The 715-nt window shown below is 55.2% G+C and carries 1 protein-coding gene; it reads right to left on the reverse strand.

Going from position 1 to position 715, the window contains the following annotated elements:
• Positions 1–24: 24 nt before the first annotated feature.
• Positions 25–715 (reverse strand): substrate binding domain-containing protein (locus ACTHUR_RS14035; RefSeq protein ID WP_440399164.1); only part of this gene is annotated, 691 nt, incomplete at its 5' end.

Here is a 715-nt window from a genome sequence, read left to right on the forward strand (position 1 = left end):
GGTAAACGCTCCAATTTTCCGCGCTCATAAATCCCCTTCCTTGGCAAAACTCTCGGTAAAAATGCGCACGGCAGCCTCGGTTTTGGCAGACTGCACACGATAAGGCGTCACCAAATAAAGGCTAACCGGCGGCAATGTCCATTCGGGCAAAACCGCTTTCAGACGGCCTTGTGCAATTTTTTCCCTCACTTCGCCGCCCACCTGCAAAGACAAACCAAATCCACTTTCGGTCAGGCTGCGGACAGCGGCAAGATGCGTGCAGGCAATGCTGTCGGCGACGTCGAGGTAATAGCTTTCTTCACCGTTTTGCAAGGTGGTGCGAACAGGTAAAAAATGCAGCCAGCGGTGAGCGTGAAGCTGCGAGGGATGGGTAATGGGCGGATGCCGGTCGAGATAATCGGGCGCGGCGCAAATGGTGGACTGCCAGGTAACGAGATGACGCGCGATAAGATTGGGATCGTCCAAAGCGCGGTCGCCGCCGCGTATGGCGATGTCGGTCTGATTGTGTTGCAGGTCGTCCAAGGTATCGCTGAAATTGAGGACGGGGCGGATTTTTGGGAACTCGGTTTGCAATCGCGAAAAGGCCGTCTGAAAAGCGCGGGAACCGATGACGGTGGAAGTCAGGGAAATACGTAATTCGCCGACGGGTTCGGTTTTCAGATTGTCGATAACAGTACGCGTATCGGCAAGCGTGGTGGCGAGACGGCGGCAGTAT

It is taken from the genome of Neisseria sp. P0021.S007 (assembly GCF_051956855.1).